This window comes from Neorhizobium sp. CSC1952, assembly GCF_030378245.1.
In the GTDB taxonomy this organism is placed as follows: domain Bacteria; phylum Pseudomonadota; class Alphaproteobacteria; order Rhizobiales; family Rhizobiaceae; genus Neorhizobium; species Neorhizobium oryzae_A.
Genome location: NZ_CP128416.1, coordinates 4,609,312 through 4,629,477 on the forward strand (window position 1 = coordinate 4,609,312; position 20,166 = coordinate 4,629,477).

Here is a 20,166-nt window from a genome sequence, read left to right on the forward strand (position 1 = left end):
TTTCCTCGCCTTTGAGCGGAATACCGCATACCCGGCGAGAGACGGAAGCTCAAGCCTTCTCCGTCTCTGCAACGCTCGAAGAGGCCTGCTCCTGGAGAGCATCTTCAGCACGTCTGCGCTCGACGAGTCGTGCGGCGTAGATGGAAATCTCGTAGAGAAGGATGGTCGGCAGCGCAAGGCCGATCTGGGACATGGGATCGGGCGGCGTCAGCACCGCGGCGACCACGAAGGCGATGACGATCGCGAACTTGCGCTTCTGCCTCAGCCAGTCGCTGGTGAGCAGCCCGACACGGGCGAGCAGCGTGGTGACCACCGGGAGCTGGAAGACCAGGCCGAAGGACAGGACGAGCGTCATGATCAGGCTCAGATATTCCGAGACTCGCGGCAGAAGCGAAATGCCGAGTTCGCCTTCGGTCGGCGCCTGCTGCATGGCCAGGAAGAACCACATGACCATGGGCGTGAAGAAGAAATAGACGAGCGCGCCGCCCATCAGGAACAGGATCGGCGAGGCGATCAGGAAGGGCAGGAAGGCCGCCCGCTCGTTCTTGTAGAGACCGGGCGCGACGAACTTGTAGAGCTGCGAGGCGATCACCGGAAAAGCGATCACCAGCGCGCCGAACATCGCCACCTTCACCTGCGTGAAGAAGAATTCCTGCGGCGCGGTGTAGATCAGCTCGGACTTCGTCAGATCGAGCCCGGCCCAGATGACGGCCCATTTGTAAGGAATGACCAGCAGGTTGAAGAGCTGCTTGGCGAAGAAGAAGCAGACGACGAAGGCGACGAAAAACGCCCCGATCGACCAGATCAGCCTCGTGCGCAGCTCCATCAGATGTTCGATGAGCGGCTGCGGCTTGTCTTCGTAATCACCGCTCATGCGTCATCCTTCGGCGTATCGGTCTTTTTCGGCGCGCGCTTGCGGGCCGGCGCCTTCGCGGCCGCCTCGGCCACGGTTTTCGCAGCGGGTGCGGGCTTCGCCGCGCGGCTGCGCTTCGGCTTTTCCGCGGGTTCGACCGCTGCCTCTGCAGCGGGTTTCGCCCTGGCGGGCGCCTTGCGAACAGGCTTCGGTTTTTCAGCGACTGCAACCGGCGCGGCGGCGGCCACGGGTTGCGCCGCAGCAGGAGCCGGGGCCGATACCTGTGGCGGGGTCGAAGGCAGCGTGACGGACGGCGACGGGAAGTTCGCAGGAACCTCCGGCACGGGCTCCTCGGACTGCGTGCCCTCGACAGCCTGCTGCGCCTCCGCATCGGCCTGGGCCACCGCCGGCGTCGGAACCTGCGTGGCCTTCTGCAGGTCCGCCTTGATCTCCTGCCCCATCTGCCGCAGCGGATTGATCGCATCGCGCAGCGCGTTGGTCGGATTCAACCGCTGCGCATCCGAGATCGTCTTGCGCACGTCATCCAACTCGGATTCCCGCAACGCCTCGTCGAACTGCGTGCGGAAATCGCCGGCCATCTTGCGCAGATTGGCCGTCATCTTGCCGAACGCCCTGAGCATAGGCGGCAGGTCCTTCGGGCCAACGACGACGATAAGCACGATCGCGATGACGAGCAGCTCGGTCCAGCCGATATCAAACATTCAAGGAGGCTCCCGAAACCCTGGGGCCGATCTTAGGACCGGCCGGTTTCCTTGACCTCTTCAGGCTTGTGATCGACGGTCTTGGCCGTGTTCGCTTCCTGGGCTTCGTCGTCGGTCATGCCCTTCTTGAAGCTCTTGATGCCCTTTGCGACGTCGCCCATCAATTCCGGAATCTTGCCGCGTCCGAAGAGAACGAGCACGATGACCAGAACGATCAGCCAATGCCACACACTGAAAGAACCCATAGTCCAACTCCATTAAACCGTTTTACCGATGTAAGCCCTTTAGGATGCTTTTTCAAACACCAAAATATCCTCAGGGATTACCGTTATAGAGACGTCGTTAACCCCCGGCGGCAGGCGGTCGGCACGAACGCGCGACCGCACCGGCTCGCGGGCTCCCGGAACCGCAAGCGTCAGGAATTCCGCCTCGCCCAGGAACCGCCGCGACAGGATGCGCGCCGCGATCGCCCCGCCTGCCGGCGCCACGCCGACATCCGACAGCCGGACCGCGACGGAGACCGCACGCCCCTCGCCGATGCCACCCGCCGGCGCATTTCCGAGCGGCGTCGCCACCATGCCGTCTTTCACCACGCCGCCGAATTCGTTGATTTCCGAGAAGAAACCGGCGGCGAACAGGCTGGAGGGCCGTCGATAGAGATCATCCGGCGTGCCCATCTGCACCAGACGGCCGTCTTTCAGAAGTGCGATCCGATCGGCCATCCGCATCGCCTCCTCGGCATCGTGCGTGACGATGATCGCGGTCGCCCGGCTCTCCTTCAGGATCGCCAGCGTATCGGCGCGAACCGTATCCTTTAGCCGGGAATCGAGGCCGGAAAAGGGCTCGTCCATCAAAAGCACGCCCGGCCGCGGGGCGAGCGCACGGGCAAGCGCGACGCGCTGCTGCTCGCCGCCCGAGAGCGCGTGCGGGTATTTTCCCGCGTGGTGCGACAAGCCGACGCGCTCCAGCGCCGCGACGGCTTCGGCGACCGTTCCTTTCGCCGGGAGTGCGGCCAGTCCGAAACGCACGTTCTCCATCACCGTCATATGCGGAAAGAGCGCGAAATCCTGGAACATCAGCCCGACGCCGCGCTTCTCCGGCGGAAGATACCCTTTCGGGCCAGCCACTTCACGCCCGTCGATGACGACGCGGCCGTGGCTCTGCGCCTCCAGTCCGGCGGCGATCCGAAGCAGCGTCGTCTTGCCCGAACCCGACGGGCCGAGCAGGCAGAGAACCTCACCGGGCTCGGCCGTCAGCGAAATGCCGCGGATCGTCTCCCTGCCGTGATAGGAATGGTGGATATCTTCGAAGGCCAGCCGCGAGGAAAAGGCGCCGGCGTGCGCATATCCCGTGTCATCGGTGGCCGACTGTGCCGGTCTCATCATGTCCTGCCCGCTCGCACCCGCAAAGCCGGGCTTTTCAGAGGAATATCCCGCTATTCCTCCGCATCGCCGCCAGGTGTCAAGAGGCCGAGTTCCTCGAGGTCGAGCTGGGTGATCGGGTCCTCGTCCTCGGAAAGCTCGTCAACATTCTGCGGAATAGGGATTGCGAAGCCCGGCGGAATGCGGCCGGAAAGCAATCCCGCGCCCTTCAATTCTTCGAGACCGGGCAGGTCGCGCAGCTCTTCGAGGCCGAAATGGTCGAGGAAATCCGGCGTCGTGCCGAGCGTCACCGGCCGGCCCGGCGTGCGGCGGCGGCCACGGAAGCGCACCCAGCCCGACTCCATCAGCACATCGAGCGTACCCTTGGAGGTCTGGACGCCGCGGATCTCCTCGATCTCGGCACGGGTCACAGGCTGGTGATAGGCAATGATAGCCAGCACTTCGAGTGCGGCGCGCGACAGTTTCTTCGCCTCGGTGTCGTCCTTGCGGATGACGAAGGACAGATCGGCCGCGGTACGGAAGGCCCATCGGTCGCCGGTCCTGATGAGATTGACGCCGCGCGGGGCATAAATCTCCATCAGCCGCTGCATGACGGCGCCGATATCGGTGCCGCGCGGCAGGCGTTCGGCCAGAAAGGCTTCCGAAACCGGTTCCGCAGAGGCGAAAACCAGCGCTTCGGCGATCCGCTCGACTTCGGCCAGCGAGAAGGATTGGCGCTCGGCCCCCTCCTCCGCCGCGACCGGCAGCTCGTCGTCTTCCTGCCGGGTCAATCCACGCCTCCCGTGGCCACGTCTTCCTTGGCGGGCTGCGGTACGGCCGGCATACGGGGCGCCTGGCCCTTGCGCAGATAGATCGGCTGGAAGGCGCCTTCCTGGCGGATTTCGAGCTTCCCCTCCCGCACCAGCTCCAGCGAGGCGGCGAAGGCGCTGGCGGTCGCCGTCACCCGATCCTCCGGCGGGAGATAGGGCAGCAGATAGTGCTGCAGCGCCGTCCAGTCGGCGATCTCGCCCAGCATCCGGGTCAGGAGATCGCGGGCGTCGACCAGCGACCAGACCTTGCGCTTCTCGATCGTCACCTGCGTCACCGCGTTGCGCTGGCGCAGGTTCGCGTAAGCCGAGAGAAGATCGTAAAGCGACGCGTCGTAGGCAGACTGGACCCGGTGCGGGATATGTTCCGGCGCACCGCGGGCGAAAACGTCGCGGCCGAGGCGGTTGCGGTTGACGAGCCGGGTCGCGGCCTCGCGCATCGCCTCCAGGCGCTTCAGGCGGAAGGCGAGCGTCGCGGCCATTTCCTCGCCGCTCGGGCCATCGTCACCCTTGGCCTGCTGCGGGATGAGGAGCTTCGATTTCAGGTAGGCGAGCCAGGCCGCCATCACGAGATAGTCGGCCGCGAGCTCGATGCGCACCCTGCGGGCGCTCTCGATGAACTTCAGATACTGTTCGGCCAGCGCCAGGACGGAGATGCGGGAAAGATCGACCTTCTGATTGCGGGCGAGATGAAGAAGCAGGTCGAGCGGACCTTCGAAGCCGCCGACATCGATCACCAGCGCCGGATCGTCTGTCGCCCGATCGGCGGCGTCCTGCCAAAGCTTGTCCATCGGAATGGCATCCTGCGATATGTTCATGGCCATTCCCAACCTCGTCCTGCCGCCGGCCGTCAGGAGACGGCGAGCAATCCGTGAAATTCGGCGCGGATCGCCTCCTCATCGGCGCCGTCGCCCGGTCCGAAGGCTGCTTCCACCGCCTTTGCGCGCCTCAGCGCTTCGCCTGCAAGCGGGATCGCCTCCTTTACCACGGCCTTCATTTCGTCCATGACGCCGTTGCAATGCAAGATGATATCGCATCCGCCCCCAACTATCCTCGCCGCGCGCTCGCCGACCGTGCCCTTCAGCGCGTTCATCGAGGTGTCGTCGGACATCAGCAGGCCGTCGAAGCCGATATGGCCGCGGATGATCTCGTCGATCACCTTGGCTGAGATGGTCGCCGGCTCTTCGGGATCGATCGCGGTGAAGACGATGTGGGCGCTCATCGCCATCAGCTCGTCCCTCATGGCGACGAACGGCAGGAAATCATGCGCTTCGAGCTCGGCGCGCGAGGCGGTGACGACCGGCAGTTCATGATGGGAATCGGCCATGCCGCGGCCGTGGCCCGGCATGTGCTTCATCACCGGCAGCATGCCGCCGGCCTTCAGCCCTTCCGCCGCCGCCCTGCCCATGTCGGCCACCGCCTTCGGATCGAAGCCGTAGGCGCGGTCGCCGATGACATTGCTGGCGCCTTCGACCGGCACGTCGAGGACCGGGAGGCAATCGACGTTGATGCCGAACTTCATGAGGTCGAAGGCGTGCAGGCGCGACATCAGCCAGGCCGCCCGCAGGCCCTTCCGTCGGTCCTGCCGGTAGAGTTCGCCGAGCACCGCGGCGGAGGGATAGCGCTCGATCATCGGCGGGCGGATGCGCTGCACGCGGCCGCCCTCCTGGTCGATCAGCACGGGCGCATCCGGCCGGCCGATCGCGTCGCGCATCGCCGCCACGAGATCGGCGATCTGCGCCGGCTCGACGCAATTGCGGGCAAAGAGGATGAAGCCCCAGGGCCGCTCGTCCCCGTACAGCGCGATTTCATCCGGAGTGAGGGTCGGGCCGCTCGAGCCCAGGATCATTGCTTTTGATTCGCTCATGAGATCATCTTAGTCGATTGAACGCGCAATAAAAAACGGGGCGACAAAGGCCCCGTTTTCATCTCTTCCGTTGCAGGCTCTTACCGGGCGACCAGGCAGCTTCCGCCGGCGGCGCGATAACGTTCGCAGAGCGCCACGGCGTCGTTCTTGCTGCCGGCCGGGATGCGGACGCGATAGAACGTGCCCTTGCCGGCAATCTCCGCGGCCTTGATGTCCACGCCGCGGCCACCGATCACGCTGCCGAACTTGGTGGACAGGTTCTGGTAGGACTTCCGGGCATCGGCCTCGGACGGCAGCGAGGCGATCTGGATCACGTAACCACCCTCGCCGAGCGAGGCGGTCTGTGTCGCGGCAGGCTGCGGGCTCGGAGCAGCCGGCTGGTTCGAGGCACGGACATTGCCCTGATCCGTGACGGCCGCGACGACGTTGACCGGCTGTTCGGAAGGCCGGGCGATCGGAACCGGAGCCCTCACCGCGGGCGCGGGAGCGGCCGCCTCGGCCGGAGCCGCGGGTGCGGCGGCGGTCTCGACCGGAGGCAGCGCGATCTCCGGCGCGACCGGATCGAACGGCTCGGATCCGCTTGCCGGGGCGGAGACAGGAGCAGCGCCGGCGCTCGGAGCGGGCTGAACCGGCTGGGTCTGAGCCGGGGCAGCGGGAGCCGAAACCGGCGCCTGCGGCGAAGCGGCAGCGACTTCCGCCAGCTTCGCGCCGGATGCGGGCACCTTGGCGGGTTCCGGTGCGGCAAGCGCGGGAGCGGAAACCTCCTGCTCCACCAGCGTTCCATCCGGACGGACGATCATCGTCTTGACCTTGCGCGGCATGACGGTGACCGGCTGCTGCTCGGCAGACGCGGCCGCCTGCTCGGGCTGATCCTGCGGCAGAAGGCGCGCGTCCTCGGTCTCGCCCACATCGGTCGGCTCGATATCGTTCTCGCCCTCCAGCGGCAGCGTATCGGGCATCAGGGTCTTCTGGACGACGTCGACCGGCTCCTCGTTGGAGGAAATCAGCGTCTCCTGCTTGGGGTCCTGCGACGAGAGGCCGGCCACGCGATCGTAAACCGCCTTGTCCTGGTTCGGGACGGTCTTGCCGCCCGGATTTTCGGGCGCGACCTTCACAGGCTCGGTATCGGCGGCGATGATCACCGGCTCGCCGCTTCCGACGCCCGGCACGCCATTGCCAAGCCAGGCATAGGCGCCGACGCCACCCAGGATGACGACGCCGGCCAGAACAACCGGCACGGCCCAGCTTCGAGCGGAACTGCGCGCCTTTTCCACGGTCGCGAGATAATCGGCCTCGGCATAATGCAGATCTTCGTTTTCCGACGGCGGCAGGGGAGCGGCGAGACTGCGCCGGAAATCCTCCTCCAGCGCACGTTCGAAATCGTCGAGATCGGTGTAGTTCGGCGTGCGGCCGGCCTGAACGGGGCGATCGGCGGCACCCTGCGCCGCGGAAGCGATGGCGATCTCGGGCTTGCGTGCCGGAGCCGAATCGGCGGCCTTTTCCGGCGTCATCAGGAGCGTCGCGAGTTCGGCGTCGATGTCGAGATCGTAATCGGGACGATAGACCGGCGGCTGTTCCGGTTCTTCCGCCGGCAGCGCAGGCACGTCGAGCTCGGCGATGGCCTCCACCTGGTCTTCGGAATCGGCGATCTGAGCCGGATCGAAAGGCAGCTCGGCGACGGCTTCAACGTCATCCTTCGCCTCGGCTGCCGCCGTTACCGCCGGCGCGGCAGCCACAACGGGCGCCGGGGGAACGACCGGTATCGCGGGCTTGGCAGGGGCGGTTTCGATTTTTGCAGCCGGCGCGGCCTCTTCCGGTTGCTTCGGAGCTTCCTCCGCGACAAGGTCGGCAAGGTCCAGTTCGAGATCGCCCAGCGCAAGCTCGAATTCCTCGTCGGAGAACGGATCCTTTTCCTCGACCGCTTGAGCATTCACCACCGGAGCTTCGGGAGCCGGAGCGACCGGCGCCACCGGCTCGACAGCTGGTGTCGCGAGAGGTTCTGACGGAGCCGGTTCGGGCGTCTTGGAGAAAGCGGCTGCCGGCGAGCCCGCCTTGTCGGCAGGCATCGCGTAACGCTGGACATCGTAGATCAGTTCGTCCAGCGCGGAGAACCGATTCTCTGCCGTCACCGGCTCAACGGCAGCCGGAGGAGCGACAGGCGCCGCAGAAGCAGCTGCCTGCAGATCCGCAGGCGCAGCCGGGACGGATGCCGGCACTTCGGCAATGAAATCCGGCTTCGACGTCAGGGCCGGAAGGTCGTCCAGGGCCGGCAGATCGAAGACCTGTCCGGCCGGTTCCGGCACAATCGGCTCCTGCCGCGGAACGGATGACGACGCGGGGGCAAAATTGGCGAGCGGCATCCGGAAACCCGGAACGTAACCCTTGCCCTTCGGCTCCGGCTTCACCTCCGGCTGACCTTCGATCGCAGGCTCCGCGCCGATCGAGCTTTCCAGCTCGGCGGCAAGATCGAATTCCTCGGCGGATTGCTCACTCGGCTGCGAGAACGAGGCCTGCGGAACGGCCGAAATCTCGCCCATGACTGGAAGAGCCGGCAGATCGACGATCGGCTCGACATGACCGGCTTCCTGCGCCAGCTCGACCACCGGCTCAGCGTGGATAGGCTCAGCTTGCGCTTGCGCGGGTTGCGCCTCGATCCTGACGCTCTCGACGGCGGCATCGAACGCGGCCGGCGCTTCCTCGTCGCCGAAATCCAGATCGCCGTGAACGAAAGCTTCGCGATCGGACGGTAAAAAGGCCGGCAGTTCCACGGCGCTCGCTTCGGCTGGAATGAAGTCCAGCTCTTCCGGCTCGATCGGCTGTGCGGGAGCGGAAGGCGAGGCTTCGACAGGCGCCTGCGGCGCTTCGTCGAGCGTTATGTCATGAACGGGATCGAGACGGGGCGCGTCATAGCGCTCGAACTCGCGAAGCAATTCGTCTTCGAGATTGAGCGCCGGCTCACGCCCGGGCTCGGGTGCGGCGGCGCCCAACGGCGCCGCAGGGGTTGCGACGGGCCGATCCTCATAACCTACAATGCGGGCGAGTTCTGCCAGCGGGTCGTCATCGGCAAAGAAAACCGGCAAATCATTCCGGCTACGCGCAAGGTTGTTATCTGCCATTACCTCGTCCACTCACCTACATTACAACGCATATGCCAGTGCAATGTGGGGAAATGGTGGCTTTTCTACCGCATTTCTTCCGGTGCCGCTGTGCCTGTAATTGCAAGTCCTGACTTCAAAACGGAGGCGACAGCATGCACCAGCCCAAGCCTGGCAACGCTTAATTGTCGGTTTTTATCGTTAACAAAGCGTAAGTCGGCATTTTCGGAGCCTTTACTCCAAAGACCATGGAATGAACTTGCCAGATCATAGAGGTAAAAAGCAAGCCGATGCGGCTCCTGCGCCTGGGCCGCAGCCTCAATAACCCGTGGATATTCCGCAAGCTTCGCGACCAGCCTCAGTTCGTGCTCGTCCGAGATCAGGCCGACATGGGCTTGAAGGTCGAGCGATTCGACATCCATATCCGGAAATGCCTTCTGCGCCTGGCGGAAGACCGAAGCGCAGCGCGCATGCGCATACTGCACGTAAAAGACCGGATTGTCCTTCGACTGCTCCGTTACCTTGGCGAAATCGAAGTCGAGCGGTTCGGAGCTCTTGCGATAGAGCATCATGAAACGCACCGCATCGCGCCCGACTTCATCGACCACATCGCGCAGCGTGACGAAGTTGCCGGCGCGCTTCGACATCTTCACCGGCTCTCCATTCCGGAACAGCTTGACGAGCTGGCAGAGAAGCACGGTGAGCTTCGCCTTTCCACCCGATACGGCACGCGCCAGCGCTTCCAGACGCTTCACGTAGCCGCCGTGGTCGGCGCCGAGCACATAGATCATCTCGTCGTAGCCGCGGTCGTACTTGTCCTTGAAGTAAGCAACGTCGGCCGCGAAATAGGTATAACTGCCGTCCGACTTGATCAGCGGCCGGTCCATGTCGTCGCCCACTTCCGTCGACCGGAACAGGGTCTGCTCGCGATCCTCCCAATCTTCCGGCAGTTGGCCCTTCGGCGGCGGCAGAGTGCCCTTGTAGACATGCCCCTTGAAGGTCAGGTCGTTGATCGCCTGCCGGATGCGCTGCGCCCCGTTGGCGTGCAGCGTGCGTTCGGAGAAAAAGATGTCGTGATGGACGTTCAGCGCGTCGAGGTCGTCGCGGATCATCGCCATCATGGCATCGATCGCCTTGTCCTTGACGATCGGCAGCCAGTCCTCTTCCGGCATGTTATGCAGCCGCGGGCCGTATTCGGCCGCAAGTTCCCGGCCAACCGGCACGAGATAATCGCCCGGATAAAGGCCCGACGGAATTTCGCCGATATTTTCCCCGAGCGCCTCGCGATAGCGCAGGAAGACGGACCGGGCGAGCACGTCGATCTGGCTGCCGGCGTCGTTGATGTAATATTCCTTGGTGACGTCGTAACCGGCGAATTCCAGGAGATTCGCCAGCGCATCACCGACGACCGCGCCGCGGCAATGGCCGACATGCATCGGGCCGGTCGGATTGGCCGAGACATATTCGACATTGGCCTTCCTGCCCTTGCCGAGGGTCGAGCGGCCGTAGCCGAGGCCAGCGCCGATCATCGACGACAACAGGTTCTGCCAGTAGCCGGTCGAAAGCCGGATGTTGATGAAGCCGGGGCCGGCCACCGAAACTTCGTCGATATCCGCATCCGAACGCAATGCCTCGGCGATGATATCGGCAAGCACACGCGGATTGGTGCCGAGCGGCTTTGCCAGAACCATGGCGGCATTGGTGGCGACATCGCCATGGCTCGGATCGCGCGGCGGTTCGACGGCGACACGTCCGAAATCGACTTCGCTTCGCTTTTCCTTGATGATATCAAGGCTTTCCAAAGCGTTCTTAATTCTTGTTTCGAAGTCGGCGAATAGGTTCATGTCACTCATCCGGGCGTGCCGGCCCCACGTGGGGCTTGAAGCCGTTAATATTTGCGGGGTGCCTAGCGCAAATCGGGAGTCTGGTCAAACAGCTCGCCATGCGCCCTGATCGCATAGGTGTCCGTCATCCCCGCGAGATAATCCCCCACGTGGCGGGCCCTCGCCGCCTCGCCGAGACCGGAGATGTGGTTGACCCAGTAATGGCTGCGCATCAAGGACGGGTCATCCATATAGGCCCTGAAGAGATCCTGGACGATCTGCGTCGCGCCGGCGCGGATGCGCATGATGTCCGGATGGCGGTAGATGCGCGAGAACAGAAGCTTCTTGATGCAGCGGTCGGTCTCTGCCATGTCGGCCGAAAACGTTGAGATCACGTGGTCGGCGGCGCGGATGTCGCCGGCGCTTTCGGGCTTCAGCTTCCTGAGATTGTCCTGCGACACGCCGATCACGTCTTCGACCATGCGGGTGATCTGCCGGCGCGTGACCTCATAGGCAAAGCGGCTTGCTTCGAGATGCGGATAGCGTGCCCTCACATCCGCCATCAGGCCCGCCAGGAACGGCACGTCCTCCAGCATCTCGAAGGTCAGCAGCCCGGAGCGCAGGCCGTCGTCGATATCGTGGGTATTGTAGGCGATGTCGTCGGCGATCGCCGCGACCTGCGCCTCGAGACTGGCATAGCTTGCGAGTTCCAGGTCGTGAAGCTGGCAATAGTCGAGGATCGGCTGCGGAACGGGGCCGCGCGTGCCCTCGCCCGTTTTCGTCAGAAGCGGTCCGTTGTGCTTGACCAGCCCTTCCAGGCTTTCCCAGGTGAGGTTCAGTCCGTCGAACTCCGCATAACGCCGTTCCAGCTTGGTGACGACGCGCAGCGACTGGGCATTGTGGTCGAAGCCGCCATAGGGCTTCAGCATCTCGTCCAGCGCGTCCTCGCCGGTATGGCCGAAAGGCGTATGGCCGAAATCGTGCACCAGCGCCACGCCCTCGGAGAGATCCTCGTCGAGCTTCAGGGCACGCGCCAGGGCACGGGCGATCTGCGCCACCTCGATCGTATGGGTGAGCCGCGTGCGATAATGATCGCCGTCAGGGCTGATGAAGACCTGCGTCTTGTGCTTCAGCCGCCGGAAGGCCGTCGTATGGACGATGCGGTCACGATCACGCTGGAATTCGGAACGCGTAAGGCTGCCCGTCTCCGGAAACATCCGGCCACGCGACGCCCACGGATTGGCCGCATAGACCGCGCGCTCGCCGCTGCCGAAACCAAGCACCCCGGTATCGATCGTCATGCCTTCACCTGTTTTCTCATACGCAAACCCACCCATTGACGCGCGGTTCCCGTCTTCATACCTATAGTGAAACCGTGCGCAATGCCGGTGACAGTTATTCGAGCGTATCCTCCGGGCCTTGCCCGGTACCCACGTGTCAGGACCACCGGGCCTTGAACCCGGCAGGAGACGGAAATGAATGCAAATGTAACCCTCTCGGATGCGGCGGCAAAGCGTATCGCCGAAATCGTCGGAAACGAGGCCGGCAAGCAGGCGCTTCGCGTCTCGGTCGAAGGCGGCGGCTGTTCCGGCTTTTCCTACAAGTTCGACCTTGCCGAGGCGCCCGAAGCCGACGATGTCGTCGTCGCCAACGGCGACGCCAAGGTGCTGATCGACAGCCTCTCGCTCGTCTACATGGCGGGTTCGGAGATCGATTTCGTCGACAACCTGCTCGGCCAGTCCTTCCAGATCAAGAATCCCAACGCCGTCGCGAGCTGCGGCTGCGGCACCAGCTTCTCCATCTGACGACGGTCTTGGGCCGATGCCAGTCTCGGGCTGATGCCGTCTTGGCCTGATGCCGTCTTGGGCTGATATCGGCCGCTCCGCTTCACTTCGCCCTTCCCAACGCTTCCTCTTTCGCTAAAAGAGGAAGCGAACAGACGGAGGGACCGGCATGAAGATCGCCACCTGGAACATCAACGGCGTCAAGGCGCGCATCGACAACTTGCGCCAGTGGCTGACCGATTCCCAGCCCGACATCGTCTGCCTGCAGGAAATCAAATCCGTCGACGAGACTTTCCCGCGGCTGGAGATCGAGGCGCTCGGCTATCACGTCGAAACCCACGGCCAGAAAGGTTTCAACGGCGTGGCGCTTCTCTCGAAGACCAGGCCGGACGAGGTGCTGCGCGGGCTGCCGGGCGGCGAAGGCCCGGATGGTCAGGTGGACGAGCAGTCCCGCTATATCGAGGGCGTCTTCTCCGTGCCGGGCGGCGCGATTCGCGTCGCCTCCATCTACCTGCCGAACGGCAATCCGGCCGACGATCCCGTGAAATATCCCTATAAGCTCTCCTGGATGGAGCGGCTGCGCCAGCACGCGCAAAATTGCCTCCTCCTCGAAGAACCGCTCATTCTCGCCGGCGACTACAATGTCATTCCCGAGCCGCATGACTGCTTCGATCCGGCCGTCTGGGCAACGGACGCGCTTTTCCTGCCCGAGACGCGCGCCGCCTTCCGCCGCCTCGAAAACATCGGGCTCGTCGATGCGGTGCGTGCGACGACCGACGCGACCAAGCTCTATTCCTTCTGGGATTATCAGGCCGGCGCCTGGCAGAAGAACAACGGCATCCGCATCGACCATCTGCTCCTCTCGGCGGAGGCAGCCGATCGCCTGAAATCGACCGCGATTGAGAAGCATGTGCGGGCATGGGAAAAGCCGTCCGACCACGTGCCGGTCGTCGGGATTTTCGATTTCAATTAAGCGGAGACGTCAATCGGCGCCGTTGGCGAATTGCTGCGACAGCGCAATCGCGCCGCGGCGATCCTCTTCGCCGGCCACGGAAAACGCCTGTTCCTGCAATTGCTGCATCCAGATGCAATCCTTCTGGGTGCAGCGGTCGAGCGCTGCCGTCATGAAGGCAAGCCCCCGCACCGTCTGCCCTTCCTGGAAGAGTACGTTGCCGAACACGGCCATGGCGCCCGCATGCCCGTTCCTGCGGGCCTGGTTCAGCCATTTCTTCGCCTGCTGAATACTGGCGCCGCCGCCCTCGCCCGCCAGCATCATCTTCGCGAGTTGGAACTGCGCTTCGGCGACGCCGAAGGTGGAAGCGACCTGGAAATAGATCTGCCGCGCCTGCGAAAGATCGGGCTTGATCGGGCTGCCCGGAATGCCGCGGCGGTAATAGTTGGCGAGCGACAGGAGCGCGTTGATGAAGAAGCCCGTATCTTCCGAACCGGGCTCGACGCCCTGGGCGGCGATCTCGTTGTAGATCTTGAAGGCCTCGAAATCGTCCTTCGCCACGCCGTCGCCATAGGCATACATGTTGGCAAGCGCCCAGCGCGAGCCCGTATGGCCTTTCTCGGCGGCATAACGATAAGCCTCGACCGCATCTTCCTTCTGGCCGTTCTTGTAGGCCTTGAAGCCGAACTTGAAGAGATCGAACGGTCCCGATTCCTTGGTGACCCCCGATTTGATGTCGAAGGCCGCCGCCGATCCCGCCAGAACCGAGGCGAGCGACATTCCAAGAAGCAATACTCTCATGGATCCTATGTCAGACTTCGGCATGGTTCAGTTTCTTTCACTCCGCACGCAGCTTCCTGCCGCAGCCCGAGCTTCTCGGGCTGCCGGAAAAAGGTTCATCCGGGTGTATCCGGTGCCTGCTCCTCCCGAGAGAGGGATGAAACTGTAACTGCCGTTTTCGGCAAGACTAGGACCCATTGCGGCAGCATCAGCCGCATGAGAGGACGGCATCAAAATCCGTCCGCCGGCGCGTGAAAGACCCGGCTTTTCATAAAGAAACCCGCCCATGATACTCCAAAAGACGCGCCCCGCCCCCGCGGTCCGCTACCGTTACCCCTCTACCGCTGCGCCCTGTTTGTGGCGGGAAATGGACAGAGACAATCCCTCTCAAGGCACCTGACAATAGTCCCTCAAAAGTGTTGCCAAATCGTCACAAGAATATTGCCGCAGCACGCCAAAAAAATCTCCGGAGCGAATGGAAGCTCCGGAGATCCTCCGCCGGCAAAACCGGCACCGGTTGAAGACGGCTGAGCCGCCTCATCCGACGCCGGCTTCCGGCCGCATTCAGAACTTGATGGTATAGTTGGCCGTCAGGGCATAGGCCCAGTCGCCGTCCGCCGTGGCGTCGAAGGTAGCGCCGTCGCCAAGAGACTGGCTGCCGGAGGTCAGATAGCTGACGGCGCCGCCGAGCCGAAGCTGACCCGGCCCGCAATCGATGGCGGCGCCCGCGCCGACGGTCCAGGTATCGGTCATGATGTCGGCACCGGTTCCGACGCCTCTATCCCAGCGGATGTTGACCGTACCGGCGATCTTGTCGGTGAACTGGTGACCGACCCCGGCCATGATCGTCCAGCCGTCGCGCCAGTTATAGACGTCCTGGCGGTCACCGAGGATGTCGATGTTATAATTCAGCGTCTGCAGAACGCTCCAGTCCGTCCATTCCACCGAACCGTAGACCAGCCAGCCCGGCGCGACGCCGCTCTGCAGGCTGAGCTTCAGCGACTGGGGCAAAGAACCGTGGCCGCTTGCATCGAGAACCGCCGGCAGGCCGAGCAGCGGATTGGTCGTGAAATCGCCGTCCGCCTCATGCTTGACTTCCGATCGATACATGAGCTGCGCGCGAAGCGCATATTCGGGAATATCGTAGCCCACGCCCAGGCGGTAACCGAAGGCCGAATCGTCCTCGAGCCTCAGGGTTCCGATGTTTGCGACCGCCTCGTAATCGAAGTCCTGCATGAAGCCGCCGCCGATGAAGTGCAGCCGGCCCTTGCCGAGTTCGAAGCTGACGTCGCAGGTCGCACCGTACTCGTTGGTGTGGAACTTCTTGCTGCTGTAGGATGTCGGAGGGCTCGAAATCAAATCCGCCGTCTGCGCCTGAGGGCCGTATTCCGAATCACCGCCAAACGGCCGCGTGTAGGTGAACGCACAGGCGAACATGTCCGAGAGGCGCCCCATGATGGCGACATCCGGGATGAAATAGTCCTGCGAGAAACGGCTGTCGGAAGAGCTTACGCCGCTGATCGTATCGAATTTCCGGTGCGGACTCACATAGATCACGCCGGCTTCCGCCGCCGCGTTGCCCCGTTCGTAGAGAATATCCGTGCTGGCCTCCCCCCACGAAAAACCGCCGGCGTGGGCCTGAGGCTGCCAAAGTCCGACTGCCCCGAGAACCAAAAATCCCCTGGTAATGTGTCTGCTTATCATAATTGCTCCCACTCCCAGATAAGTGACCGGAATCACTTGTAGATGGTTCGTTCCGAATGACAACTTTCCGGTGTTGCTATTGCAGCTCTGCAAAAGCTTGCCTGATTTACGTAAAAAAATCGGGAACACAGTCCCCGAGCGCGATTCACGCACAATTTTACTACTGCTACGCGCCGCGCCGCGGGATTGTTAGAATTTTATCGTTTAACGCCGGCGGACTGTGTTCATACCGCAACAGTTCGGCTTTCTGCCTGTGAGCAGGCGCACACTCCGGGACACGGCCCGCGATCGCGGCGCGCAAAAAGAAAAATGCCGCGGCCGTTTCCGGCGCGGCATCCTTCGACCATCTGTCGGGAACGGATCAGCCGGCTTCGCTGATTCTCAGCAATGCGGTTTTGAGATTCGCAAGCTGCACTTCGAGTTCCGCGAGGCGCTCGCGCTCGGCCGCGACCACTTCCGGATCGGCATTGGCGACGAACTTCTCGTTCGCCAGCTTCTTGGCCGTCCGGTCCATTTCGCTCTCCGTCTTGGCGACCGCCTTCTCGATACGTGCCTTTTCTGCCGAAAGGTCGATCAGATTGCCGAGCGGCAGGCAGGCGGTCGCCTCGCCGACCACGATCTGAGCCGCTCCCTTCGGAGCAACATCGGCAAGTTCGATGGCGTCGACACGGGAGAGGCGCTTGATCGCCGCCTCGTGACGCTTGAGGCGCGCCTGGCTGGTTTCATTGGCGCCGACCACGATCAGCGGCGCGACGGCCGACGGCGGCACGTTCATCTCGGCGCGCGCCGAGCGCAGGCCGGAGACGAGATCGACCAGCCAGTTGATCTCTTCGGCTGCCGCCGGATCGGAAAATTCCGGCGCCGGCCATTCCGCATGGCAGAGCAGGCCGTCGCGCGTATCGGTATGGGCCCAGAGCTCCTCCGTCATGAACGGCATGAAGGGGTGGAGCAGCTTATAGGTCTGCTGCAGCACATAAGCCGCACAGGCCTGCGCCTCCGCCTTGGCCTTCTCGTCTTCGCTGGCGAAGACGGGCTTCAGGAATTCCAGATACCAGTCGCAGACCTGGTTCCAGACGAAACGGTAGAGCGAGCCCGCCGCCTCGTTGAAGCGCTGGGTTTCGATCGCCTCGGTGACGTCGCGGATCGTCGCGGAAAGCTCCGTCAGGATCCAGCGGTTGATGGTGAGCGTGGCGGTTTCCGGAATGAATTTCGGATCGGCCTTGACGCCGTTCATCTCGGCGAAACGGGTGGCGTTCCAGAGTTTCGTGCCGAAATTGCGGTAACCGGCGATGCGGGCCGGATCGAGCTTCACGTCGCGGCCCTGCGCCGCCATGATCGCCAGCGTGAAACGCAGCGCGTCGGCGCCGTATTCGTCGATGAGGTTCAGCGGATCGATGACGTTGCCTTTCGACTTCGACATCTTCTGACCGTTCTTGTCGCGGACCAGCGCATGGACATAGACGGTGTGGAAGGGCTCGACCGGATTGCCCTCCTCGTCCTTCATGAAGTGAAGGCCCATCATCATCATGCGGGCGACCCAGAAGAAGATGATGTCGAAGCCCGTGACCAGAACGCTGGTCGGGTAATATTTTTCCAGCTCTTTCGTCTTGTCCGGCCAGCCGAGCGTCGAGAAGGGCCAAAGGGCCGAGGAGAACCAGGTATCGAGCACGTCCTCGTCGCGGGTCAGGATTTCGCCCGGCTTGAAGTTCTCCAGCAGGTCCTCGACATAGGCCTTCATCGGCCCTTCATGGGACAGATAATGCTGGATCGCGGCCTGAAGCGCCTCTTCCTCCGTCTTTTCGACGAAGACCTGTCCATCGGGACCGTACCAGGCCGGAATCTGATGGCCCCACCAGAGCTGACGCGAAATGCACCAAGGCTGGATGTTCTCCATCCACTCGAAATAGGTTTTTTCCCAATTCTTCGGCACGAATTTGGTTCGGCCTTCACGGACCGAAGCAATCGCCGGCTGAGCGAGCGTATGGGCATCGACATACCACTGCTCCGTCAGGCGCGGCTCGATCGGCACGCCGCCGCGGTCGCCATGCGGAACCATGTGCTTGTGCGGCTCGATCCTGTCGAGCAGACCGGCTTCCTCGAATATCTCGACGATGACCTTGCGGGCATAGAAGCGGTCCTGCCCCTCCAGCCGGTCCCAGGCGCCATGAAGTGCTGCTGGATGATCGAGACCTTCGAGGAAATCCTCGTTGTCCTTGATGGTGATCGTGCCGTCGACATTCATGATGTTGATGGCGCGCAGGCCCGCACGCCTGCCGACCTCGAAGTCGTTGAAGTCGTGCGCCGGCGTGATCTTGACGGCACCGGTTCCGGCGGTCGGATCGGCGTAGCTGTCAGCGACGATCGGGATGCGGCGGCCGACGATCGGCAGGATCACATGCTTGCCGATGAGCGGCTTGTAACGGTCGTCGTCCGGGTTTACCGCAACGCCGGTATCGCCGAGCATCGTTTCCGGGCGGGTGGTGGCGACGACGAGATAGTCCCTCGTTTCGAACTCGGTCGGTTTGCCGTCTTCGTCGAAAGCGACCGGATGCTGGTAGGTGACGCCCGGCTCCAGCGGATAACGCAGATGCCAGAGATTGCCGTTGATCTCGTGCTGCTCGACTTCAAGGTCGGAAATGGCGGTGAGCAGCTTCGGGTCCCAGTTGACCAGACGCTTGTCCTTATAGATCAGGCCCTGCTTGTAGAGCGTGACGAAGACTTCGAGGACGGCCTTCGACAGCCCCTCGTCCATGGTGAAGCGTTCGCGCGACCAGTCGCAGGAAGCGCCGAGGCGCTTCAACTGATTGAAGATCAGGCCGCCCGATTCCGCCTTCCATTCCCAGACCTTCTCGACGAAGGCCTCGCGGCCCATCTCGCGGCGGCCCGGAAGCTGGCGCTCCATCAACTGGCGCTCGACGACCATCTGCGTGGCGATGCCCGCATGGTCCATGCCCGGCTGCCACAACACGTCCTTGCCGCGCATGCGCTCGAAGCGGACCATGACGTCCTGCAGCGTGTTGTTGAGCGCATGACCCATGTGCAGCGAACCGGTGACGTTCGGCGGCGGGATCACGATCGTGAAGGTTTCCGCTCCGGGCTTCGCATTGACGCCGGCGCGGAAAGCGTCCGCCTCGTCCCAGGCTTTTGCGATCTTCGGTTCTACGGCTGCGGAATCATAGGTCTTTTCGAGCATTTCCTGACCCGTTTTGGTCTTTGAAGATATCGGCGTGTAAATAGGATGGGGTGTTCCAAGTCAATAAAAAAGCCGCCCCGACACCGGAGCGGCGATTTGACCGTCGATCGTAGCCGGCGGATCGGCTACGACGGCCCGGAACCAGCTATGCCAGCCCGGGGACCAGCTGTGCTGGCCCTTGGAGCAGCTATGCTGCCGGGGGGACCAGCTGTGCTGGCCCTTGGATCGGTTGCGCCGACCACTGGATCAGCGGCGTGGACCGCGGGCCACGCGCTCGATCTCCTCGCGCACCAGGCGCTCGACCAACGTCGGCAGATTGTCGTCCAACCATTCCTGCAGCATCGGGCGCAGCATGTCCTGCGCCATCTCCTCCAGAGAACGGCGCTCGATGCCGTTGAACACGGCGGCGAGATCGCTGAAGGATTTCGCGACCTGCGCGCCCGCTTCGGCGGACAGAAGACTTGCCGCCTCTTCGATCTTGGCCGGCAGGCTCTGCGGTTCAGGAGCGGCGGCAAGCTTCGGCTCATGCAAAGCGGGCGCTTCCGCCCTTGCGGCTGCCGGCTGCGGCGGCTCGAAAGCCGGCGGCACCGCGCGATCAACGGGTTCGGACTGCGGCAAGACCGGCTGAACGGCTGGAGCAGCCGACGGCCCGCGGAATTCAGACAGGCGCGGCACTTCGGGCATGCGCTGGCTCTGAGAACGCAACGGAACCTGCTCCTCCGGGAGGGCTGCCGGAGCCGCTGGGGCCGGAACAGCGGCAGCCGGAGCGGTCGCGGTCACAGCGGGCCGCACGTTGCCGGCTTCCTGCTGGCGCGCGGAAGCCGCGCGCACCCGCGCGGCGACGTCGGCCAGAGAAAGGGAACGCTCCGGTTGAGCCGGCTGGTCCGCCGGTACCGGTGCGGGCGCCTGGTTCATCGCTTCGTTGCGCGTGGGCAGGCCGGGATCGTTGGCAGCCGCATCCGGACCAAAATCCGCTTCTTCGGCTTCATCGATTTCATCCTCATAGGCCGGAGGCAGCGGACGGAGGGACGCGTTCTCGGCGTTCGGCTCATTGCTTTCAATGATCCGGCGAATGGACGCCAAGATTTCTTCCATGGAGGGTTCACGCGCTACATTTGGCTGAGCCATTTTCATCCCCTGTTACCGGCACCCCGATTCGGCCCCTGAAAAGGCGCTTTCGAATCGCCGTCAGTTTAAGGTGTCGG

16 protein-coding genes are annotated in these 20,166 nt (G+C 63.4%); 2 read left to right on the forward strand and 14 right to left on the reverse strand.

Annotated features, from left to right (window positions below; genetic code table 11):
- Positions 1-49: 49 nt before the first annotated feature.
- The 10 genes from tatC to QTA58_RS22345 all read right to left on the reverse strand — a co-directional run bounded on the left by tatC (position 50) and on the right by QTA58_RS22345 (position 11,849).
- Positions 50-874, reverse strand: a complete 825-nt coding sequence (gene tatC, locus QTA58_RS22300) for a twin-arginine translocase subunit TatC (protein WP_085424157.1) — start codon at positions 872-874, stop codon at positions 50-52.
- Entirely contained in the window at positions 871-1,575 is a 705-nt protein-coding gene (tatB, locus tag QTA58_RS22305) for a Sec-independent protein translocase protein TatB (RefSeq protein WP_289670883.1), read from the reverse strand. Before tatB ends, tatC begins: the two co-directional genes overlap by 4 nt.
- A 32-nt stretch (positions 1,576-1,607) precedes the next feature.
- Entirely contained in the window at positions 1,608-1,820 is a 213-nt protein-coding gene (locus tag QTA58_RS22310) for a twin-arginine translocase TatA/TatE family subunit (protein ID WP_085424155.1), read from the reverse strand.
- 39 nt (positions 1,821-1,859) lie between these two features.
- Positions 1,860-2,960 (reverse strand): ABC transporter ATP-binding protein, encoded by a 1,101-nt coding sequence (locus QTA58_RS22315; RefSeq protein WP_289670884.1) that lies wholly within the window; start codon positions 2,958-2,960, stop codon positions 1,860-1,862.
- A 50-nt stretch (positions 2,961-3,010) separates the two neighbouring features.
- Complete coding sequence (scpB, locus tag QTA58_RS22320; protein ID WP_234811336.1) at positions 3,011-3,703, reverse strand: SMC-Scp complex subunit ScpB; 693 nt, start codon at positions 3,701-3,703, stop codon at positions 3,011-3,013.
- Positions 3,704-3,723: 20 nt separating this feature from the next.
- Complete coding sequence (locus QTA58_RS22325) at positions 3,724-4,587, reverse strand: ScpA family protein (RefSeq protein WP_289670885.1); 864 nt, start codon at positions 4,585-4,587, stop codon at positions 3,724-3,726.
- 26 nt (positions 4,588-4,613) lie between these two features.
- On the reverse strand, positions 4,614-5,630 hold the full coding sequence (nagZ, locus tag QTA58_RS22330; RefSeq protein WP_289670886.1) for a beta-N-acetylhexosaminidase: 1,017 nt from the start codon (positions 5,628-5,630) through the stop codon (positions 4,614-4,616).
- Positions 5,631-5,710: 80 nt separating this feature from the next.
- Positions 5,711-8,746: an SPOR domain-containing protein gene (locus tag QTA58_RS22335; RefSeq protein ID WP_289670887.1), complete on the reverse strand. Its 3,036-nt coding sequence runs from the start codon at positions 8,744-8,746 to the stop codon at positions 5,711-5,713.
- A gap of 65 nt (positions 8,747-8,811) precedes the next feature.
- Entirely contained in the window at positions 8,812-10,569 is a 1,758-nt protein-coding gene (gene argS, locus QTA58_RS22340) for an arginine--tRNA ligase (protein WP_289670888.1), read from the reverse strand.
- A gap of 62 nt (positions 10,570-10,631) precedes the next feature.
- Complete coding sequence (locus QTA58_RS22345; protein WP_289670889.1) at positions 10,632-11,849, reverse strand: deoxyguanosinetriphosphate triphosphohydrolase; 1,218 nt, start codon at positions 11,847-11,849, stop codon at positions 10,632-10,634.
- 174 nt (positions 11,850-12,023) lie between these two features.
- Between QTA58_RS22345 and erpA the strand changes: the two genes are divergently transcribed.
- Positions 12,024-12,353: an iron-sulfur cluster insertion protein ErpA gene (erpA, locus tag QTA58_RS22350; RefSeq protein WP_289670890.1), complete on the forward strand. Its 330-nt coding sequence runs from the start codon at positions 12,024-12,026 to the stop codon at positions 12,351-12,353.
- Positions 12,354-12,501: 148 nt separating this feature from the next.
- Positions 12,502-13,305 (forward strand): exodeoxyribonuclease III, encoded by an 804-nt coding sequence (xth, locus tag QTA58_RS22355; protein WP_085424148.1) that lies wholly within the window; start codon positions 12,502-12,504, stop codon positions 13,303-13,305.
- 9 nt (positions 13,306-13,314) lie between these two features.
- On the opposite strand, the gene exoR is transcribed toward xth, so the two are convergent.
- The 4 genes from exoR to QTA58_RS22375 form a co-directional block, all read right to left on the reverse strand.
- Entirely contained in the window at positions 13,315-14,085 is a 771-nt protein-coding gene (gene exoR / locus QTA58_RS22360) for an exopolysaccharide production regulator ExoR (protein ID WP_272937861.1), read from the reverse strand.
- Positions 14,086-14,628: 543 nt separating this feature from the next.
- The gene (locus tag QTA58_RS22365; protein ID WP_289670891.1) at positions 14,629-15,621 is read right to left on the reverse strand and encodes an outer membrane protein transport protein; all 993 of its coding nucleotides are present in this window, start codon (positions 15,619-15,621) and stop codon (positions 14,629-14,631) included.
- A 508-nt stretch (positions 15,622-16,129) separates the two neighbouring features.
- The gene (locus tag QTA58_RS22370) at positions 16,130-18,961 is read right to left on the reverse strand and encodes a valine--tRNA ligase (protein WP_289670892.1); all 2,832 of its coding nucleotides are present in this window, start codon (positions 18,959-18,961) and stop codon (positions 16,130-16,132) included.
- 246 nt (positions 18,962-19,207) lie between these two features.
- Positions 19,208-20,089 (reverse strand): DUF2497 domain-containing protein, encoded by an 882-nt coding sequence (locus tag QTA58_RS22375; RefSeq protein ID WP_289673279.1) that lies wholly within the window; start codon positions 20,087-20,089, stop codon positions 19,208-19,210.
- Between the last annotated feature and the right edge of the window lie 77 nt (positions 20,090-20,166).

Bases quoted from the DNA above. Each gene is read 5' to 3' on its own strand.
- QTA58_RS22325 (WP_289670885.1), bottom strand. From the start codon at position 4,587: ATGGCCATGAACATATCGCAGGATGCCATTCCGATGGACAAGCTTTGG.
- argS (WP_289670888.1), bottom strand. From the start codon at position 10,569: ATGAACCTATTCGCCGACTTCGAAACAAGAATTAAGAACGCTTTGGAA.
- QTA58_RS22345 (WP_289670889.1), bottom strand. From the start codon at position 11,849: ATGACGATCGATACCGGGGTGCTTGGTTTCGGCAGCGGCGAGCGCGCG.
- erpA (WP_289670890.1), top strand. From the start codon at position 12,024: ATGAATGCAAATGTAACCCTCTCGGATGCGGCGGCAAAGCGTATCGCC.
- xth (WP_085424148.1), top strand. From the start codon at position 12,502: ATGAAGATCGCCACCTGGAACATCAACGGCGTCAAGGCGCGCATCGAC.
- tatB (WP_289670883.1), bottom strand. From the start codon at position 1,575: ATGTTTGATATCGGCTGGACCGAGCTGCTCGTCATCGCGATCGTGCTT.
- QTA58_RS22310 (WP_085424155.1), bottom strand. From the start codon at position 1,820: ATGGGTTCTTTCAGTGTGTGGCATTGGCTGATCGTTCTGGTCATCGTG.
- tatC (WP_085424157.1), bottom strand. From the start codon at position 874: ATGAGCGGTGATTACGAAGACAAGCCGCAGCCGCTCATCGAACATCTG.
- QTA58_RS22370 (WP_289670892.1), bottom strand. From the start codon at position 18,961: ATGCTCGAAAAGACCTATGATTCCGCAGCCGTAGAACCGAAGATCGCA.
- QTA58_RS22375 (WP_289673279.1), bottom strand. From the start codon at position 20,089: ATGGCTCAGCCAAATGTAGCGCGTGAACCCTCCATGGAAGAAATCTTG.
- QTA58_RS22335 (WP_289670887.1), bottom strand. From the start codon at position 8,746: ATGGCAGATAACAACCTTGCGCGTAGCCGGAATGATTTGCCGGTTTTC.
- nagZ (WP_289670886.1), bottom strand. From the start codon at position 5,630: ATGAGCGAATCAAAAGCAATGATCCTGGGCTCGAGCGGCCCGACCCTC.
- QTA58_RS22315 (WP_289670884.1), bottom strand. From the start codon at position 2,960: ATGATGAGACCGGCACAGTCGGCCACCGATGACACGGGATATGCGCAC.
- exoR (WP_272937861.1), bottom strand. From the start codon at position 14,085: ATGAGAGTATTGCTTCTTGGAATGTCGCTCGCCTCGGTTCTGGCGGGA.